Consider the following 244-nt stretch of genomic DNA (forward strand, 5'->3'; position numbering starts at 1 on the left):
GGCTTACTTCGTCATCAAAGCGAATACTGTTATAACCGGCAACACAGGTATTTGGCACACTAAATTGTGCATGAATTTTTGCTATAAATTCAGCCTCAACCAAGCCTTTTTTCATCGCCACTTGTGGCGTAATGCCGGTAATTAAACACGCCTCAGGATGCGGCAAGTAATCCGCCTGCGGTTTACAGTATTCAATAAGCGGCTCACCAATAATATTCAAATCAAGATCGGTACGAACACCCGC

The 244-nt window shown here is 43.9% G+C and carries 1 protein-coding gene; it reads right to left on the bottom strand.

The genetic code is table 11. The annotated features are described in order from the left end of the window. A partial coding sequence (locus tag AAEY62_RS24200) for an exonuclease domain-containing protein (RefSeq protein WP_350637013.1) occupies window positions 1-244 on the bottom strand: 244 nt, incomplete at both ends.

The organism is Pseudoalteromonas sp. GW168-MNA-CIBAN-0100 (genome assembly GCF_040309225.1).
GTDB lineage: Bacteria > Pseudomonadota > Gammaproteobacteria > Enterobacterales > Alteromonadaceae > Pseudoalteromonas > Pseudoalteromonas arctica.